Below are 1,878 nucleotides of genomic sequence, written 5' to 3' on the forward strand. Positions count from 1 at the left end.
AAATCTGGATCGCCATCAGCGTCTATGTCCTGGTAGCAATCATCAAGAAACAACTTCGCTTGGACGTGTCCCTGCATGCGCTGCTACAGATATTGTCGTTGACCCTCTTCGAGAAATTGCCGCTGAAGCAAGCTGTTTCGGGCGTCGAGCCGATCGCAAACAACCCCGCATTTCATAGTCAACTGAATCTATTCGAGTTTTAACCGGACACTACTGATGGATCCCAATGACTTACCCAAGCGACGAGGTTGATCGCGACCCAAATCGCGAGCACCACGGATTGGATGATAATGAAGGTCCAAGAGCCCATCGTCGCGACGACGGAATCGGCGATCCATTCGCCAAAGGTTCGCGGATCAATGTGACTCGCGTACCAGTTCTTGCTTGTCGTTGCCATCGCACTTGCCCTCAATTTTGATCGAGTGCATTCAAATCATGGGTCGAAGGAGACGGACGCGCACCAGCAACTTACGAAGTGGCGAAGTACGCCTCTCAGAGTCGGTTTCCTAACTCGAAGCATGATTCCATTGAGGTCGACGACGCTATCAGCGATGAAGCCAACGTCAATCGGACGCGATAGAGAGGACAAGCATACGGGATTCTGCGATTCCGTCTTTTAGTCGGCGAAACACCGGACGAGCGTGGCTGACATGGACCTTTATTCGGCCGGCTGGGTGCGTGCGCTGGCACCGCGTCCCGACTCCTCCTCGACCCAGAGATTGTAATGATCCTTGGCCCAGTTGACGTCCACATCGCCGGTGCCCATGGCCTCGAAGGCGCCCTCCTCACCGAGCGTGCCGAGATAGATGTGGGCGAGGATCAGTGCAATGAACAACATGGCGACCACACCATGGAATATTTCAGCGAGCTCCATGTCGCCGACGCCCAGGCCGTAATAGAACGGAAACAGCAGCATAAAACCGCTGATAATCATCGCTGTGCTCGCAAGCACGATGAGCCAGAACAGGATTTTCTGGCCGGCGTTGAACTTGTGCGCGGGCGCATTGGTGTGGCCCTTGCCCATGCCGCCGCCGGCCTTGAGCCATTCGACGTCGGCCGCTGTGGGGAAGTTTTGCCCGAGCCACATCAGGAACATCAGCACCACGCCGATAATAAAGGCGAAGCTCAGATAGTTATGGGTGTACTTCGCCCATTCCGAGGCGGTGCTGAAAGCCTGCGGGTCCATCAACGGCAGCAGCAGCCTGCGGCCGAAGCTGATGTTGAGTCCGGTCAAGCCGAGGATGACGAACGAGGTGGCGGTGAGCCAGTGCACGAAGCGCTCGAAACCGTTGAAGCGTAGAATGGTGCGCCCGGAACGGCCACCCTCGATCTTTATGCTGCCGCGCCAGAGATAGAAGATAGCAAGCAGCGCCAGCATGCCGAGTATAGAGATGCCGCCGATCCATTTCAGCGTGACGGTGCGGAATTCGCGCCACTCGCGCCCTGCTGGATGCTCAAGCACATAGGACTTGGTGTCCGGGATGGTGCCCAGCCCCTGGATCATCTTGAACTTCTGCAGCAGCTGCTGCTCCTTGACCGCGTCGGCGGTGGGGTTGACCGAACTCGGCTGCTGCGCCGCCGAAGGCTGTGCCGTTACGACCACGAATGCAAGCGCCAGCGCGCCGGCGATCGTCCGCAGATGAGCAAAAACTTTCGCCATGTCATTTCTCCCAAAATTCAAGTCTTCTTCAGTGGCGAAACCGGCGGCGCGGGCCTCCGCACCGCCGTCGTGCAATCAGGTCGCGATCGACTCGCGATAGGCGGTCTGCCAGCCCCAGGCGCCGGAGCCGTAGCCGCGCTTGGCTACGCGTTCCTTGTAGATCTGGGCGATGACGTCGCCGTCGCCGGCGAGCAGCGATTTGGTCGAGCACATCTCGG

2 protein-coding genes and 1 pseudogene are annotated in these 1,878 nt (G+C 58.0%); 1 reads left to right on the forward strand and 2 read right to left on the reverse strand.

All coding sequences use genetic code 11. From position 1 onward, the window contains the following. Positions 1 to 203: pseudogene (locus WCA10_RS01355) on the forward strand (IS4 family transposase); the annotation flags it as partial. Here the strand turns inward: WCA10_RS01355 and WCA10_RS01360 are convergent. Further along, the gene (locus WCA10_RS01360; RefSeq protein WP_472820682.1) at positions 200 to 397 is read right to left on the reverse strand and encodes a DUF1003 domain-containing protein; all 198 of its coding nucleotides are present in this window, start codon (positions 395 to 397) and stop codon (positions 200 to 202) included. The pseudogene WCA10_RS01355 and the gene WCA10_RS01360 sit on opposite strands and share 4 nt — an antisense overlap. A 261-nt stretch (positions 398 to 658) precedes the next feature. Further along, positions 659 to 1,660: a formate dehydrogenase subunit gamma gene (locus tag WCA10_RS01365; RefSeq protein ID WP_472820683.1), complete on the reverse strand. Its 1,002-nt coding sequence runs from the start codon at positions 1,658 to 1,660 to the stop codon at positions 659 to 661. Positions 1,661 to 1,878 lie beyond the last annotated feature (218 nt).

This window comes from Occallatibacter sp., assembly GCF_049582745.1.
Lineage (GTDB): Bacteria > Acidobacteriota > Terriglobia > Terriglobales > Acidobacteriaceae > Telmatobacter.